Source organism: Solirubrobacter ginsenosidimutans (assembly GCF_027587205.1).
The window spans coordinates 43,845-58,962 of sequence record NZ_JAPDOD010000017.1 but is presented as its reverse complement, the minus strand read 5'-3'; the positions used below and the strand labels follow the sequence as shown (position 1 = coordinate 58,962).

Annotated in this window: 15 protein-coding genes and 1 pseudogene; 15 read left to right on the top strand and 1 reads right to left on the bottom strand. The window is 71.2% G+C overall.

Going from position 1 to position 15,118, the window contains the following annotated elements; all coding sequences use genetic code 11:
- Positions 1-7 precede the first annotated feature (7 nt).
- From OM076_RS46885 to OM076_RS18305, 14 genes and pseudogenes are all read left to right on the top strand, one after another.
- Positions 8-217 (top strand): TOBE domain-containing protein, encoded by a 210-nt coding sequence (locus OM076_RS46885; protein WP_372518055.1) that lies wholly within the window; start codon positions 8-10, stop codon positions 215-217.
- 783 nt (positions 218-1,000) lie between these two features.
- The gene (locus OM076_RS18365) at positions 1,001-1,525 is read left to right on the top strand and encodes a PadR family transcriptional regulator (protein ID WP_270041493.1); all 525 of its coding nucleotides are present in this window, start codon (positions 1,001-1,003) and stop codon (positions 1,523-1,525) included.
- A gap of 45 nt (positions 1,526-1,570) precedes the next feature.
- Positions 1,571-2,533 carry a collagen-like triple helix repeat-containing protein gene (locus tag OM076_RS18360; RefSeq protein ID WP_270041492.1) on the top strand — a complete coding sequence of 321 codons (963 nt, stop codon included), beginning with the start codon at positions 1,571-1,573 and terminating at the stop codon, positions 2,531-2,533.
- A gap of 225 nt (positions 2,534-2,758) precedes the next feature.
- On the top strand, positions 2,759-4,372 hold the full coding sequence (locus tag OM076_RS18355; protein ID WP_270041491.1) for a substrate-binding domain-containing protein: 1,614 nt from the start codon (positions 2,759-2,761) through the stop codon (positions 4,370-4,372).
- On the top strand, positions 4,372-5,811 hold the full coding sequence (locus OM076_RS18350) for a PKD domain-containing protein (protein WP_270041490.1): 1,440 nt from the start codon (positions 4,372-4,374) through the stop codon (positions 5,809-5,811). The genes OM076_RS18355 and OM076_RS18350 overlap by 1 nt, the downstream gene beginning before the upstream one ends.
- On the top strand, positions 5,808-6,434 hold the full coding sequence (locus tag OM076_RS18345; protein WP_270041489.1) for a MotA/TolQ/ExbB proton channel family protein: 627 nt from the start codon (positions 5,808-5,810) through the stop codon (positions 6,432-6,434). The genes OM076_RS18350 and OM076_RS18345 overlap by 4 nt, the downstream gene beginning before the upstream one ends.
- Positions 6,431-6,760, top strand: a complete 330-nt coding sequence (locus OM076_RS18340) for a DUF2149 domain-containing protein (protein WP_270041488.1) — start codon at positions 6,431-6,433, stop codon at positions 6,758-6,760. The genes OM076_RS18345 and OM076_RS18340 overlap by 4 nt, the downstream gene beginning before the upstream one ends.
- Positions 6,757-7,440 carry an ABC transporter permease gene (locus OM076_RS18335; RefSeq protein WP_270041487.1) on the top strand — a complete coding sequence of 228 codons (684 nt, stop codon included), beginning with the start codon at positions 6,757-6,759 and terminating at the stop codon, positions 7,438-7,440. The genes OM076_RS18340 and OM076_RS18335 overlap by 4 nt, the downstream gene beginning before the upstream one ends.
- Positions 7,419-8,333, top strand: a complete 915-nt coding sequence (locus tag OM076_RS18330) for an ABC transporter ATP-binding protein (protein WP_270041486.1) — start codon at positions 7,419-7,421, stop codon at positions 8,331-8,333. Before OM076_RS18335 ends, OM076_RS18330 begins: the two co-directional genes overlap by 22 nt.
- A gap of 1 nt (position 8,334) precedes the next feature.
- Positions 8,335-9,027, top strand: a complete 693-nt coding sequence (locus OM076_RS18325; RefSeq protein ID WP_270041485.1) for an ABC transporter permease — start codon at positions 8,335-8,337, stop codon at positions 9,025-9,027.
- Complete coding sequence (locus tag OM076_RS18320) at positions 9,024-9,977, top strand: sugar ABC transporter substrate-binding protein (protein WP_270041484.1); 954 nt, start codon at positions 9,024-9,026, stop codon at positions 9,975-9,977. The genes OM076_RS18325 and OM076_RS18320 overlap by 4 nt, the downstream gene beginning before the upstream one ends.
- 10 nt (positions 9,978-9,987) lie before the next feature.
- Entirely contained in the window at positions 9,988-10,815 is an 828-nt protein-coding gene (locus OM076_RS18315) for an aldo/keto reductase (protein WP_270041483.1), read from the top strand.
- A 47-nt stretch (positions 10,816-10,862) separates the two neighbouring features.
- On the top strand, positions 10,863-11,156 hold the full coding sequence (locus OM076_RS18310) for a hypothetical protein (protein WP_270041482.1): 294 nt from the start codon (positions 10,863-10,865) through the stop codon (positions 11,154-11,156).
- Positions 11,157-11,600: 444 nt separating this feature from the next.
- Positions 11,601-11,963: pseudogene (locus tag OM076_RS18305) on the top strand (aldehyde dehydrogenase family protein); the annotation flags it as partial.
- 117 nt (positions 11,964-12,080) lie between these two features.
- On the opposite strand, the gene OM076_RS18300 reads toward OM076_RS18305, so the two are convergent.
- Positions 12,081-13,574, bottom strand: a complete 1,494-nt coding sequence (locus OM076_RS18300; protein WP_270041480.1) for an aldehyde dehydrogenase family protein — start codon at positions 13,572-13,574, stop codon at positions 12,081-12,083.
- Positions 13,575-13,703: 129 nt separating this feature from the next.
- Here OM076_RS18300 and OM076_RS18295 point away from each other — a divergent pair, with 129 nt between their 5' ends.
- Positions 13,704-15,017 carry a helix-turn-helix domain-containing protein gene (locus OM076_RS18295; RefSeq protein ID WP_270041479.1) on the top strand — a complete coding sequence of 438 codons (1,314 nt, stop codon included), beginning with the start codon at positions 13,704-13,706 and terminating at the stop codon, positions 15,015-15,017.
- Positions 15,018-15,118: the final 101 nt, after the last annotated feature.

Below are 15,118 nucleotides of genomic sequence, written 5' to 3'. Positions count from 1 at the left end.
CTCAGCCATGAAGCTCAGCGCGCGCAACCAGCTCCCCGCCACCGTCACGGCGATCACCGAAGGCCCCGCGACGGCGAACGTCGAACTCGACTGCAACGGCATCCGCCTGGTCGCCTCGATCACGGTCGAGGCCGCGAAGGAGCTCGGGCTCGCCCCGGGAACGGAGGTGACGGCGTTCGTCAAGGCGTCGGACGTGATCCTCGGCGTCGCCGACTGAGTCGCGCAACGCGGTGAGCCACGGCTCGGGCGTGTCCGGGTAGCACGCGCAGACCGCCGCGGCGCTCGGCCAGCGTGGGCTCTCGGCCTCCCACCGGCCGGGGTGCTCGCGCGAGGGCGTCCAGTCGCGGTAGGTCGGCGGGCGGCCGTGCAGACGCGCCCAGTCGCGGATCGCGTCGAGCGCTTCCTCGCGGCTCCAGGCACGGGCGACCGACGGCAGATGGCGCGTGCACTCGCGGCACGCGTCGGCGGTGGGGGAGGTCAGCGGTGCGCCGCAGCCGGGGCAGTCGCGCGCGCTCAGGTAGTTGTAGGCGCTGGAGCGGGAGACCCCCAGCCGGCGCCCGATCTCGGCCAGCCCGTAGCCCTCGGCGGCCAGCGCGCGGGCCTCGGTCACCCGCTCGGCGACGGTGGTCTCGAACGTCAGCCGGCGTGCGTCCAGCCCGGCCTGCTCGAGTGCCGTGCTCCAGGCGCCGAAGTGCCGGGCGACGCACGAGCTCGACGGCCAGCGCGGGTGTTCGCGCATCCACCGGCGCTGGCCTTCGGAGGCCCGCGCGGGGTTCTCCCCGGACCAGTCCTGGCGCTTCGGTGGCCGGCCGGTCACCCGCACCCAATCGCGCAGGGCGTCGAGGATCGCGGGGGCCGACCAGCGGTCACGGCGCCCCGGGTGGGCCTGCGGCCGGTACGGCCGGCGCTCGGTGGGCGTGAGGATCGAAGCAGCCGCCATCGTCTCCAGAAGATAGTCAAAGATTGACTATCGCTGCAAGCCGGTAGCGTCCGATGTGTCATGCGGCGGCGTCCAGATCAGCTCACGACCGGCGAGTGGGCCGTGCTCGCCCTCGTCGAGGAAGGGCCGATCCACGGCTTCGCGGTCGCGCGGTCGATGGCGCCCGGTGGCGACGTCGGGCGGGTGTGGTCGATGCGCCGCCCGCTCGTCTATCGCACGCTCGACGTGCTCGAGGATCGCGAGCTGACTCAGACCGCCGGCACCGAGGCGAGCACGACCGGGCCGCAACGCACGCTCATCGAAGCGACCGCCGAGGGGCGCTCGAAGGTCGCGAACTGGCTGATCGAGCCCGTCGAGCACGTCCGCGACGCCCGCTCGGAGCTGCTGCTGAAGCTGCTCTTCCTCGATCGTCGCGGCACCGCTCCGGACGCGCTGCTGGACGCGCAGCGCGACCGCTTCCATGAGCAGGAGCGCGAGCTGCGCACGACGCTCGACGAAGCGGACGGCTTCTCGCGCACCCTCGCGCTCTGGCGGGTGGAGAACACCGCCGCCGCGGTGCGCTTCGTTGACGCGCTGCATAGGTGAGGCATAGGCTCGGCTGGTCAATGACTGACTAGCGAGGGAGTTGCGATGTTCCGGTCCCGACTCGCCGTCGCCTGCGGTGCGCTGCTCGCCAGCGCCGCCTTCGCAGGCCCGGCGTACGCCGCCGACCCCTGCGTGGATGACCACGCCGCGGGCACGGACGCGATCTTCAAGCTGCGCGGGCGGCTCGCCGCCGAGCAGACCCTGACCGTGACGCAGTTGCGCGCCGCGGTCGCCGCCGGCACGGTGACGCAGAAGGAGGAGATGGTCACCTACAACACCGGCGCGACGCCCACGCACCGGTCCTACAAGGGTGTGAACCTCTACGAGGTCATGACCAAGCTCGCCGAGCCGCTCTTCAGCACGACGATCAAGAACCCCGGCCTGCGGTACTTCGTCGCGGTCACGGCCGCCGACAACTACGCCTCGATCATCGCCTGGGGTGACATGGACCCGGGCTTCGGCAACCGCAGCGACATCCTGCTCGCCTACGACGAGCGCAACGATGACGTCGCCGGATCGATCTACACGTCGCTCGGCAACGTCGGCCCGCGCCTGATCGTGCCCCTCGATGTCAAGGGCGGGCGCTACGTGAGCTGCGTGCGCGACGTGCGGCTCGCCAGCATGGACGACTCCAACGGGATCGTGCCCGCGCCGACCGGTCCCGCCGGCCCCGCCGGCCCCACGGGCGCCACGGGTGCTGCCGGTGAGACGGGTCCCGCCGGGCCGTCCGTCCAGGCCTCGCCGGGTGCGCCCGGCGCGACCGGCCCGCAGGGGCCGAAGGGCGACAAGGGCGCGGCGGGCCGCGACGCGAAGGTCACGTGCAAGAGCAGCGGCAAGACCAAGGTGCGCTGCACGGTCAAGTACGCGAACAAGAAGGCGAAGCTGACCCGCAACGGGCGGGTCTATGCGCGTGGCACCGCCGGCTCGCTCACCGCGACGCGCGCGCTCAAGAAGGGCCGCTACACGCTGCGTGTGGGCTCGGAGGCGATCCCGGTCCGGCTGGGCTAGCGGGCTCGACGTCGATCTGGACGGCGCGGCCACCGACCACGGTGGCCGCCGTCGCCTGGGCGCGGTTCGCCGCGTCGTCCTCGCTCGTCGCCTCGACGGTCCGTGACTCGCATAGGTGGTGCCCAACTAGAATTCAGAAGCGGACTAGCTCTGAGGAGGAACGTAGGGATGCGACGAGCAGGATTGGTCGCGGCCGCATTGGCCGCCGGACTCGCGTTGCCATCGATGGCAGCGGCGGACAACATCCGAATCGAGAGCACGACGGACACCGTCGATGCCGGCCTGGTTGCCGGTCTGCTGGAGAACGCGTACAAGGCGGCGCAGCCAGGCGACACGATCGCCTACCACGCGGTGGGGACCGGCGCCGCGCTGACGAACGCCCGCAACGGCCTCGCCGACGTCGTCATCACCCACGCGCCGTCGCTGGAGGCACAGTTCGTCGCCGACGGCTACAGCCTCGGCCTGGGCCGCCAGATCTTCTACTCCGACTACGTGATCGTCGGCCCCAAGGACGACCCGGCGGGCGTCGCCACCAAGCACCCGCACGACGCGATCGGCGCGTTCCAGGACATCGCGACGGCCGGCGCGGCGAGCCCGGACACGGTCCGTTTCCGTTCTCGCGCTGACGCCTCCGGCACCAACGTGCAGGAACAGATCATGTGGAAGATGACGAGCGGCGTGCCGGTCCAGCAGGCGACCAACTCCGCGGACACCACTCGCGCAGAGCCGGTCGGCGCGGGCGGGGCCGGAACATTCCCCGCCTGGTACGTGCGCCAGAGCGGCGGCCAGGCCGAGAACCTCGGCCGCGTCGAGGCCTGCGTCGTCGCCGGCAACGGCTGCTACACGATGCTCGACCGCGGCACGTTCAACAAGCAGGTCAACGACGGTGTCGTCACCCATCTGAAGATCGTCGCCGACAAGAACGACGCCGGCGCACCCGGCGGCAAGAACCTGCTGATCAACCCGTTCAGCGTCTACATCGTCAACCCGGCGAAGTTCGCCGCGCCGCCGATCCCGAACGTCGCCGCAGCCACGCGCTTCGCCGACTTCCTGGTCTCGCCCGCGTTCCAGGCGGCGCTGGTCGGCTTCCCGAACGCGATCGACCCGGCCTTCCTCCCGGACGCGTTCCCAGCGCTGACGCTGGACACCCCGCTGCCGCAGACGGCCGCCCCGGGTGACACGATCGAGCTCGACGGCGTCGCCAAGAACCGCCTGCCGGGCGGCTTCAACAACGTCGAGGCGATCACCGGCCTGCCGATCCAGCTGCAGCAATCAACCGACGACGGCGCGACGTGGAAGAGCATCGGCGGCCCCGTCAACACGATCACGGGCGGCAAGTTCTCCATCACGACCGCGATCGGCCGCACCACCAAGTACCGGTTCTCGACACCGGCGTACGCCGCGTCGCCGTACAACCAGTACAGCCCGTCGACGCAGGAACTCGGCGTGGTCGCGATCCCGACGCCCACCCCGGAGCCGACCGCGACGGCCACGCCGCAGCCGACCGTGAGCCCGACCCCGACCGCCACGCCCACCCCGACGGTGGTGCCACTGGCGAAGGACACGACTCGCCCGACGGTGAGCAAGGTCTCGCTCACCCGCCGGGGCGTCGCCCTCAGCATCTCCGAGGGCGGGTCGATCAAGCTCGTCATCGAGCGCCGCGCCGCGAAGGGCAACAAGTACACGAAGGTCCAGACCGTGACCCTGAAGTCCACGGCCGCCAAGACGATCAAGGGCTCGCACAAGACCCTCAAGGCGGGTAAGTACCGCGTCCAGATCACCGCAACCGACCTCGCCGGGAACAAGCGCACCCTGACGCGGAACTTCACCCTGAAGTAATGCGCCGGGGCGTCACAGCCCTAGCGATCGCCATCGTCGCGCTCGGCGCGCTCGCCCCCACGGCGGGCGCGCAGGACGGCGTGAACGTGACGATCGACGGCGACACGACGCTCTACGACGCGGGGACGATCGCCGGCTGGAGCGATATCGGCGATGTCCCGTACACCGTCAGTCCGGACTTCCGACAGCCCTTTACCGGGACGTCGGTGGGCAAGTTCCTCGAGTCCATCGGTCAGCCGGTCGAGCACGTGAGGCAGATCGACATCGAACGGACGTCGATCACAGGATCGATCCTCAGCATCGGGCACGATCGGATCGTCGGCGGCTACGACGGCCCCAATGGAGAACACCGTGAGGCGCTGTTCGTCACCGCCTACGGGCAGGGCATGCAGTTCCTGCGCCCGCTCGGCAGCGCCACCGACAACAACGGCCAGGACTGGATCACGGCGTCGGTGGTGAACCACAAGATCCTGCCGCTGGAGGTGACCGTCGAGCGATATCCCGGGTTCAGGGACCTCGAACTCCTGCCCACCGTCTCCAATCCGAATCCCAAGAAGGGCGACTCCGTGCAGTTCGGCGTCAGCGTGCGCAACGATCCGGGGACCGTCGCTTGGCGATATCGCTGGAACTTCGACGACGACGGAACCTGGAGCACGGATCGCTCGCCAGCTCACACGTACAACGACCCGGGCACGTGGCAACCGAGCGTGACCGTGACCGATCCCACCGACGGATCCTCGAAGACGTTCGTGTTCACCAATCCGTCGATCAATGTGATCGGGCCGACCACGACGGCGACACCCACGCCGACGGCACACGCGACGGCGAGCGCGACGCCGGACGCCAACCGCAGCGGCGGCGACGGTGGCCCGGGCGCCGGTGGCGGCGCGCCGACCTCGGGCGGGGGCGACGGGAACCAGAAGGACGCCGCCACCGGGGCGAAGCGCAGCAAGAGCAAGAGCTCACGTGCGACGAACGGGGCCACGCGCGGGGTCGCGACGCCGACGGCCACGGCCACTGCGGGCGCCACCGCCACCGCCACCGCCGCGGCGAGCGCGACCGCACCGCCGCACGGGTCGGGAACCGGGAACGCGGGCGGTCAGGCGAAGACCGGCGAAGCGAACGCGGGCAAGGACAAGACCGATGAGTCCTCGGCGCCGACACGTGGCGCCACCGCGGCTCCCGAGACCGCCGCTCCCGGCAACGCCGCACCGGCGGTGCAGGGCGAGCAGGTCGACGGGATCCTGCTGGCGAGCGCCGGCTCGATCGCCGACGTGATCGATGCCGCGCGTTCGGCACTCCCGACCAAGCAGGATCGTTCGCAGGCGCGGCGTGGCGGTGGGGACAGTGCGCCGATCGCCGGGTGGGTCGGTGGGGGTGCCGGGCTGTTCGGTCTGCTCCTCCTCGGCGCCGTTCGTGAGGGAGGCTTCAGGCGATGATCGTCCTCGCCTCAGTCGAGGACGTCGTCTACGACGCCTCGACCGTCCTGCGCATCCCGGTGTTGATCCTGGCGCTGGCCGCGCTCGCGGTCGTGATCGTCGAGCTCGGCGGGCTGGTCGTCGAGCTGGTGCGGCGGCGCCGGCGTGACAGCGACGTGCTCGAGCGGGCGGCGGTCGCCACCCGCACCGCCGACAGCGACGAAGCGCGCAATCGAGCTCTGGGGGCGCTCCGTGGAGCGGCGTCCAGCGACGCGATGGCGGCGACGTTCGTGCGCGTGGCCGGGCAGGCGCGCGGGCCGGGCGCTGAGACGCGGATCGCGAAGAGCCTCGCCGACTACGACCTGCAGTCGCTGCGGCGGCTCGAGCGCACCCGCATGCTGGTGCGCGCGGGCCCCGCGCTTGGCCTGATGGGCACGCTGATCCCGCTGTCACCGGCCCTGACCGGCCTGCAGGCGGGCAACGTCAACCAGCTCACGGACAATCTGCGCGTGGCGTTCTCGATCACCGTGCTCGGCCTGCTTGTGGGCGCGGTCGCGTTCAGCATCTCGCTCGTCCGCGACCGCCTGTACGCGCAGGACCTGTCCGACCTCGAGTTCGTCGCCGCCCTGCTGGAGGAGCAATGACCCGCGTCACGCCGCGCGCGCGTCGCCGCGACGATCACAACGGCGACCCGCTCGACGGGCTCGTGAACATGTTCGACCTCGGGATCGTGCTCGCCGTGGCGTTCCTGCTGGCGGCGCTGCAGTCGGTGAACCTGACCGAGCTGCTGACCAGCAAGGACGTGACGATCGTGCGCAAGACGGCCAGCGGGCAGACGGTGATCATCAAGGAGGGCGACAAGGTGCGCACGGTCAACCTGTCCGGGCAGCGGGCCAGCGGCGTGGGGGAGCGCGTCGGCTCGGTCTACCGGCTGCCCGACGGCCGGCTGGTCTACGACGCCGGCAAGTGAGGTTCGAGTACGACACGGCCGAGCTTGCGCTTCGCACGCTCCGGATCGGCTTCGAGTCCACCGCGATCGCCGCCGTCGCGGGCGTGCCGCTCGGCGTCGCGCTCGGGCTCGGTCGCTTCCGTGGCCGCAAGACGACGCTGAGCGTGTTCAACGCCGGGCTGCGCGTGCCGCCGGTGGCGCTCGGCCAAGTGCTGTGGCTGCTGATGTGGCCCAGCTCCCAATGGGGCGGCGGCCCGCTCAGCGGTCTCGGCTGGATCTACACCTTCACCGCCGCGATCCTGTGCCAGACGCTGCTCGCGCTGCCGGTGATCGTCGCGCTGACGAGCGCGGCCGTGCAGGCGGTGCCGACGACGCTGCTCGACCAGGCGCGGGCCTACGGCGCCGATGGCGCCGCGATCGCCGCGCTCGCCGTACGCGAGGCGCGCATCGGCGTGCTCGCCGCGTTGACCGCCGCGCTCGGCACCACGATGGCCTCGGTCGGCGCCCTGCTGATCGTGAGCAACCTCGCCGACGCGCAGACCCTGCCGACGGCGACGCTCGTCGTCTGGCGAGAAGGCGGCCGCAACGCGGAGGCCGTCGCCTACGGGACCGCGATGCTCGGGATCTTCCTCGTCGTCGCCGCCGCCTTGACGGTGGTCCAACACGGACAGCGCCCGCGATGGCTTCCCGTCCGGTCCTGACCGCATCTGGCCTCGCCGTCGGGCGAGGAACAACCACGGTCGCGTCGGACATCTCGCTCGAGTTGCACCGGGGCGAGCTCGTCGCGGTGCTCGGGCCCAATGGCGCGGGCAAGTCGACCTTGCTCGCCACGCTGGCCGGCCTCCTGCCCCCACTCGCCGGGAGGGTCGAGATCGACGGCCGCGTCGCGGCGGCCCTGCAGGCACCCGCCCTGGCGCGCCGGTCGGTGCGGGCGAACCTCGACGCAGCGCTCTCGTGGTGGGGCGTGCCGAAGCCCGATCGGCCGGCGCGCGCGCTCGACGCGCTGGAGCGGATGGGCGTCGGCGAGCTCGCCGAGCGCCCCGCGTGGACGCTGTCGGGCGGTGAGGCGCGGCGCGTGCATCTCGCCCGCGCGATCGCGCTGCGCCCCGACGTGCTGCTGCTCGACGAGCCCTTCGCCGGCGTTGATGTACCGACCCGCGCCGCACTCCTGCGCGACGCCGCGTCGGTGCTCCGCGACCCGTCGCGCGCGACGTTCGTCGTGCTGCACGACCGTGCCGAGGCCTGGGCGCTGGCGGACCGGCTGATCGTGCTCCTCGACGGGCGGCTCGCCGCGGCCGGTGAACCGCGCGCCGTCCTCGAACGCCCGCCGACCCGCGCCGTGGCGACCTTCCTCGGCTTCACTGGAGCGGTGCGCGAGAACGGCGGCGGCGTGCGCTGCGTGCGGCCGGCGCAGGTCGCGCTCGACGCGGACGGTCCGCTCGCCGGCATCGTCGCGCGGCGCATCCCCGAGGAGGACGGCGTGCTGTGCGAGGTCACGCTCGACGGCGGCGCGGTGCAGGTGCGCCACCCGTATCCCGGGCCCGCCGAGGGTGAAGCCGTGCGCCTGCGACTCGACGGCGGCGTGGTGTTCTGACGTGGAGTTCATCTTCGTCATGGTCCGGCAGGCGCTGGAACGGATCTTCAGCGGTGACATCGACGTGTGGACGACGGTCTGGCGCACGCTGCAGCTCGCGTTCGCCTCGACCGCCCTGGCGCTCGTGATCGGCCTGCCGATCGCGGTCTGGCTGGCGGAGGCGAGCACCCGGGCCCGGCGCGCCGGGATCGTGGTCGCCAACGCCGGCCTCGGCCTGCCGCCGGTCGTGCTCGGGGTCTACCTCGCCGTCGCGTTCTACCCGGCGTCCCCACTCGGGCGGCTGCAGCTGACGAACACGCTGACGGCGATGATCATCGCGCAGGCGCTGCTCGCGCTGCCGATCGTCGTCGCCATCACGGCCGCCGCCGTCGCCGGCCTGCCCGCGGGGTTGCTCGAGCAGGCGCGTGCCTTCGGAGCGTCGCGCCCGCGGCGCGGAGTCCTGGCGTTGCGGGAGGCGCGGGTGGGCGTGTTCGCCGCGGTGATGGCCGCGCTGTTGTCGGCGCTGGCGGAGGTCGGCGCGGTGATCCTCGTCGGCGGCAACATCGAGGGCCACACGAATACGCTGGCCTCGACCGTGCTGCTCGATCTCTCCGCCTCGGACCCCGCCGGCGCCACCGCCAACGTGCTCGTGCTGCTCGCGCTGGTGCTCGTCGTCGGCGGCGCGCTCACCTTCGTCCAGCAGCGGTCGCGGTGAACGTCGATCGCCGCACGTTCCTGCTCGGTGCCGCCGCGGCCGTCTTCACCGGATGTGCCGGCGGGAAGAACGACCCCCGGCTTGGAACGCAGGCCCGCGCCCAGGCGCGCAAGACGGTCGCGATCGACTACGCGTCCTACTACGCGCCGATCGACGACGTCAAGCGACTCGTGGGCGAGCGAGCGGCGGCGGTGGGCGCGGACGTCACGTTCAGCAACGATCCCTCCGGCACCGCGGCGCAGGTCAAGCAGCTGAAGGCCTGGACCGGCGACCGCGGCGGGTTCAACGTGATCGCGGTGGCGCCGTTCGACGTCGCGGCGGTGGAGCCGATCGCGGCGGACGCGCTCAAGCGCGGGATCGCGATCGTCAGCTACGTCACGCCTTTGAAGAACCAGTCGGCCGGGATCGTCGTCGACCGGGGGGAGGCGGGGCGGTTGCTCGCGACCGACGCCGTCAAGCACGGCAAGCGCGCGCTGGTCGTCCGCCCGCCGTCGGCGCCCGCGGTGCCGCTCCCGTTCGCTCCCGGGTTCGCCGACGCCGAGAAGGCCATCGGGGGTGTTGTCGAGATCGCCGCGACCGTCGATGCGCAAGCCGATGCCGACGCGCAGGGCGTCGTCGAGACCGCGTTGAAGAGCGACGCCTCGATCGAGCTCGTCCTGTGCTGGAACGACCTGACCGCGATCGGCGCCGCGAGCGCCGTCAACGCGCGGGACATCTACGTCGGGGGTCTCGGCGCGCCCTCGCTGAGCGACCCGCGGGCCCTGCGGTTCCACGGTGCGCTACAGGCGCTCGTCGCCGCCCGCATCTCCGATCTCGCCGACGCGCTGGTCGACCTGCCGCTCGCCTACGCGCAAGGCAAGAAGCCCGGCTCGCGCAGCGTGCCGGTGACGCTGCTCAAGCAGGGCGAGCCCGAAGTCGACGCGTTCGCGTCCGACTTCGCAGCGTCGTAACCTGGTTGACATGGCAACGAACCTGACGGTGGACGGGCGCGCCCGCGTCCTCGCCGATGGCAACGAGATTCCCCTGCTCGCGCTGGGCGTGTGGCAGGTGCCCGAAGGGCCTGAGACCGAGAACGCCGTGCGCTGGGCGCTCGAGCTCGGCTATCGCCACATCGACACGGCCCAGGCGTACCGCAACGAGCGCAGCGTCGGCAAGGCCCTGGCCGACAGCGGCGTCCCGCGCGACGAGATCTATCTGACGACGAAGTTCAACCCCGGCGGCAAGGACGCCGAGGTGGAGGCGCAGCGCTCGCTCGAGCGGCTGGGCGTCGACTACGTCGACCTCTACATCATCCACTGGCCGCAGGGCGGGCCGACGTGGGCGTGGGACGGGATGCAGCGCGCTCAGGCGGCGGGCTACGCGCGCTCGATCGGCGTCTCGAACTTCAACGTTCCCGAGCTGGACGCCCTGATCGCGGTGGCGGACTCGCGCCCCGTCGTCAACCAGGTGCAGTTCAGCCCGTTCGAGTTCCGGCGCGAACTGCTGGACGCGTGCGAGGAGCGCGGCATCGTGCTCGAGGCCTACAGCCCGCTCGGCACGGGCCGCCACCTCGACGACCCGCGGGTGGGGGAGATCGCCGCGCGGCTCGGCCGCACCCCCGCGCAGGTGCTGATCCGCTGGGCGATCGAGCGCTCGCTGATCGTGCTGCCGAAGTCGACGCACCGCGAGCGCATCGACGAGAACGGCCAGGTCTTCGACTTCGCGCTCACCGGCGAGGACATGGCGACGCTGGACTCGCTGGACCAGACCGACGGGACCGCCGCGGCGCGCGAGAGCAAGTGGTGGTGAGCTAAGCCGCAGGGAAGAACCCGGGGCGGTTGGGCGTCTTCACCTGAATGACCGCCCTCCGCCCCGACTTCCCCCAGATCCTGACGCTGTCCGAGCAACTCGATGCGATGCTGCTCGGCTGGCTCGAGCGCAACGCCCAGTCCGTACCGGCCGAAGCGCAGGCCGGCGCGATCCTCACCGTCGTCGCCGAGCACCTGCCCGAGGTCGAGACGTTCTGCGCGCGCTGGGACATGCGCGTCGAGCGCCTCGGCGGCGGCACGAAATGGCAGTCGATCCGCGTCGACGGTCCGCGGCTCCCGGTGCTCGGCTTCGCTCAGATCACTTCGCTCTATCGCGCCTAGAAGGCCCTGAAATAGTCGTCCTGGTTTGAAAGCCGCGTCTGCAACGACCGCGACGCGGCTGCTGTGGGACGAACGTCAACTGCGCCTCGTCACAGTCGCCGTGGTCGACCGTGCGCGTTTGAGGGTAGGGTCGCGGGTTTCGATCAGGTTCGCACTGTTCGAGCTGGCGCGTTCGCGGCGAGTGGTCACTGAACGTGGCCTGACAACGTTTAGTGACCACACCGCGTGCCGGTGGGTGATCGGCGTGCGTGAGAACGCCCTTTCTGTCTCCGTGGCCCGTAGCTTGACGGTCGGTCTCGTGCTCGCGTGAGCTAAGGAGGCCGGCCACCCATCGATCCCGGCGAGCCGGAAAACGGCTCCATCCACCGCAGCGGCCCCTCCCTCATCGGAGCAGTTGACTTTTCGGCCCTCTAGAGCATCGTCGTCGAGAGCGTGAACGTCAGCGGGCGCGGCTTCTGGTTCCCGCCCACGGTGCTGCAACCCGCCGCCGACGACGATCGCGCCGTCCGCGAGGAGATCTTCGGCCCGGTCGTGGCGATCCTCCCGTTCGATACCGAGGAGGAGGTCATCGCCCGCGCCAACGACACGATCTACGGCCTCGCGGGCTCGATCTGGACCACCGACGGCGCCCGCGCGATGCGGGTCGCCCGCGCGCTGGAGATCGGCGCGCTGGCGATCAACTCCTACACCGCCGTGCGCGTCGGCACGCCGTTCGGCGGCTTCAAGCAGTCGGGCATAGGACGCGAGCTCGGCGCAGACGCGGCGGACGCCTACACCGAGCTCAAGAACGTCTTCTTCGCAACCTAAAGCCCACTTAAGGGGCCAGACCCCTTAGGTGGCGTTTAGGTTGAAACGGCGCCAGACCGGGCCGCGTGAAATCTAAACGCGAGATAAGGGGCCAGACCCCTTAGGTGGCGTTTAGGTTCAGAGGGCGATCACGACCGACTTCGTCTCCTGGTAGGCGTTGAGGACCTCTTCGCCCATCTCGCGTCCCCACCCGCTCTGCTTGTAGCCGCCGAAGGGCAGCGCGGCGTCGTAGATGTGGTACGTGTTCACGTGCACCGTGCCCGCCTTGATGCGCGACGCGAGCTGGTGCGCCTTGGAGACGTCACGCGTCCAGACGCCCGCGGCGAGGCCGTACTCGGAGTCGTTGGCCTGGGCGGCGATGTCATCGACCGACGCGAACGGCGTCGCGGCGACGACCGGGCCGAAGATCTCCTCGCGCATGACGCGGTGATCCTTCGTGGCATCGACCAGCACCGTCGGCTGCACGAAGTAGCCGGGGCCGGGGATCGCGTTGCCGCCGGTGACGGCGCGGGCGCCTTCCTCGGCGCCGATCTTCAGGTAGCCGGTGACGCGGTCGAACTGCTCCGAACTCACCAGCGGGCCCATCTCGGTGTCCGGGCTCATGCCGTGGCCGACCTTGATCGCCTCGGCCGCGCGCGACACGCCCTCGACGACCTCGTCGAACAGGTTCTGGTGGATGTAGAGCCGCGACGCCGCGGTGCAGACCTCGCCCTGGTTGAAGAAGATGCCCTGGGCGGAGCCGGCGATGGCGGCCGCGACGTCGGCGTCGTCGAGGATGATGTTCGGCGACTTGCCGCCGAGCTCGAGCGAGACCCGCTTGAGGTTGGTGCGGCCCGCGGCCTGCGCGATCAGCTTGCCGACCTCGGTGGAGCCGGTGAAGGCGACCTTGTCGACGTCGTGGTGCTCGGCCAGCGCCGCGCCCGCGTCGCCGTAGCCGGTGACGACGTTCAGAACGCCCGCCGGGATGCCGGCTTCCAGCGCCAGCTCGCCCAGGCGCAGCGCGCTCAAGGGCGTCTGCTCGGCCGGCTTCAAAACGATCGTGCAACCGGTCGCCAGCGCGGGCCCGACCTTCCACGCCGCCATCAGCAGCGGGAAGTTCCACGGGATGATCTGCGCGACCACACCCACGGGCTCCTTGACCGTGTACGCGTGGAACTCGGCGCCGGGGATGTAGGGCAGCGACGGGCGCACGGTCGAGCCGCGCAGCTTGGTCGCCCAGCCCGCCATGTACCAGAACAGGTCGGCGGCGAGCGGGACGTCGGCGGCCGCGGCGACGGCCTTGGCCTTGCCGTTGTCGAGCGAGTCGAGCTCGGCCAGCTCGTCCGCGTTCTCGGCGACGAGATCCCCGAGGCGGTGGATGGCGCGGCCGCGCTCGGACGGCGTCATCTTCGCCCACGTGCCGGTGAGCGCCTTGCGCGCCGCGGCGACGGCGCGGTCGACGTCCTCGGCCTTGCCGTGCGCGACGGTGGTGAGCACCTCGCCGGTGCCCGGGTCGATCGTCTCGAACGACCCGCCGTCGGCGGCGTCGACCCACTCGCCGCCGATCAGCAGCTGGCGCGGCGACGACGTGAACCGGCGGGTGGCCTCGGCGACAGCAATGGCGATGGCCATAACGGACTCCTCCTCATGCGTGGACGGACTTCCTGTCACGAGCCTATGACTACGCGTGTAAGGGGTTGCCGAGGTTGCGCCAACGTTGCATGCTGCTTTATCGCGATCCGGTAGTTTCGCGTTGACTAGATGCGCAACCCGTGGCTGGCCGTCAACCCGTTGGGTGATCGCCTCGCCCAGGCGAAGGCGCTGCAACGCGTGCACGAGGCCTTCCACTCTGGTCGCGACGTCGGCGGCAGCGTGCGCGCCGTAGTGGCGCAGTCGTGGGCGCGGTCGTCCAGCGCGGGCGTCGATCCGGTCACCCGCGCACCGATCGTGCTGGCCGACGAGCGCGAGATCGACGAGCGCTGGTCGCACCACCCGCTGCATCCGGTGCTCCCGGTCCTGCGCGACCTACTCAGCAGCGCCACCAGCGAGTCGGGCCACATGCTCGTGATCTCCGACGCCGCGGGCGTGCTGCTGTGGATCGAGGGCCACCACCGGGTCATCGAGGCCACCCACGACATGCACTTCGTCTGCGGCGCGGACTGGAGCGAGAGCGGCGCCGGCACGAACGCGCTCGGCACGGCGATCGCGGTCGACCACCCGGTGCAGATCTTCAGCGCCGAGCACTACTCGCGGCGCGTGCACCCGTGGCAGTGCTCCGGCGCGCCGATCCACGATCCCGCCACCGGCGAGATCATCGGTGTGATCGATCTGACCGGCCACCTGAAGACGGCGCATCCGCACACCCTGAGCCTCGTGACCGCCGCCGCGGGCATGGCCGAGGCCTTCCTGCGCCACGACCGCGACCGCCGCGACGAGCGGGCGCGCGAGGCCTATCTGGAGCGGGTGGGCGGCGCGCGTCAGCGGACCGCGTTGGTGCGGCGCAACGGGCAGGTCCTGATGGGCGTGCCGAGCGGGTGGCTGCCGAGCGGATTCGCGCTCGAGCCGGGCGAGTTGGCGCTTCCCGACGGAACCGTCGCCGACGTCGAACCGCTCGAGGACTGCCTGGTCGTCTGGCAGCGGAGCGCGGGCGGGCGCCGGGAGCCGCACGCCCCCGTGCGGCTCGATCTGCTGCGCCGCCGGCCGCTGCTGCACCGGCCGGGGGAGACCGTCCCGCTCTCCGGTCGCCACGCGGAGATCCTCTGCACGCTGCTGCTCGCTCCCGACGGGTTGACGGTCGAGGAGCTCACCCACGAGATCTATGCCGACGGCGGCAAGCCGGTGACGCTGCGGGCGGAGATGTCGCGCCTGCGCAGCGCGCTCGGCGGCCTGATCACGGCGCGTCCGTACCGCTTCGCGATCCCGGTCACGAGCGACCTTCAGGAGGTCGAGACGCTGCTGGCGAACGGGCACACGGACGAAGCACGGCAGCTGGCGCGTGGGCGGCTGCTGCCCGGATCGCACGCGCCGCGGGTGGTCGAGGCCCGCGAACGCCTCGAGCACGCGCTCTCCGCCTGAGCGGGTGACGGGTGCGGTCACTGAGCTGCCCCACAGGCAGCCGAATGACCCCACCCGTCACGCATTCGCCTGCTAACTTGTTGTACGTCAAGCAAGTGAGG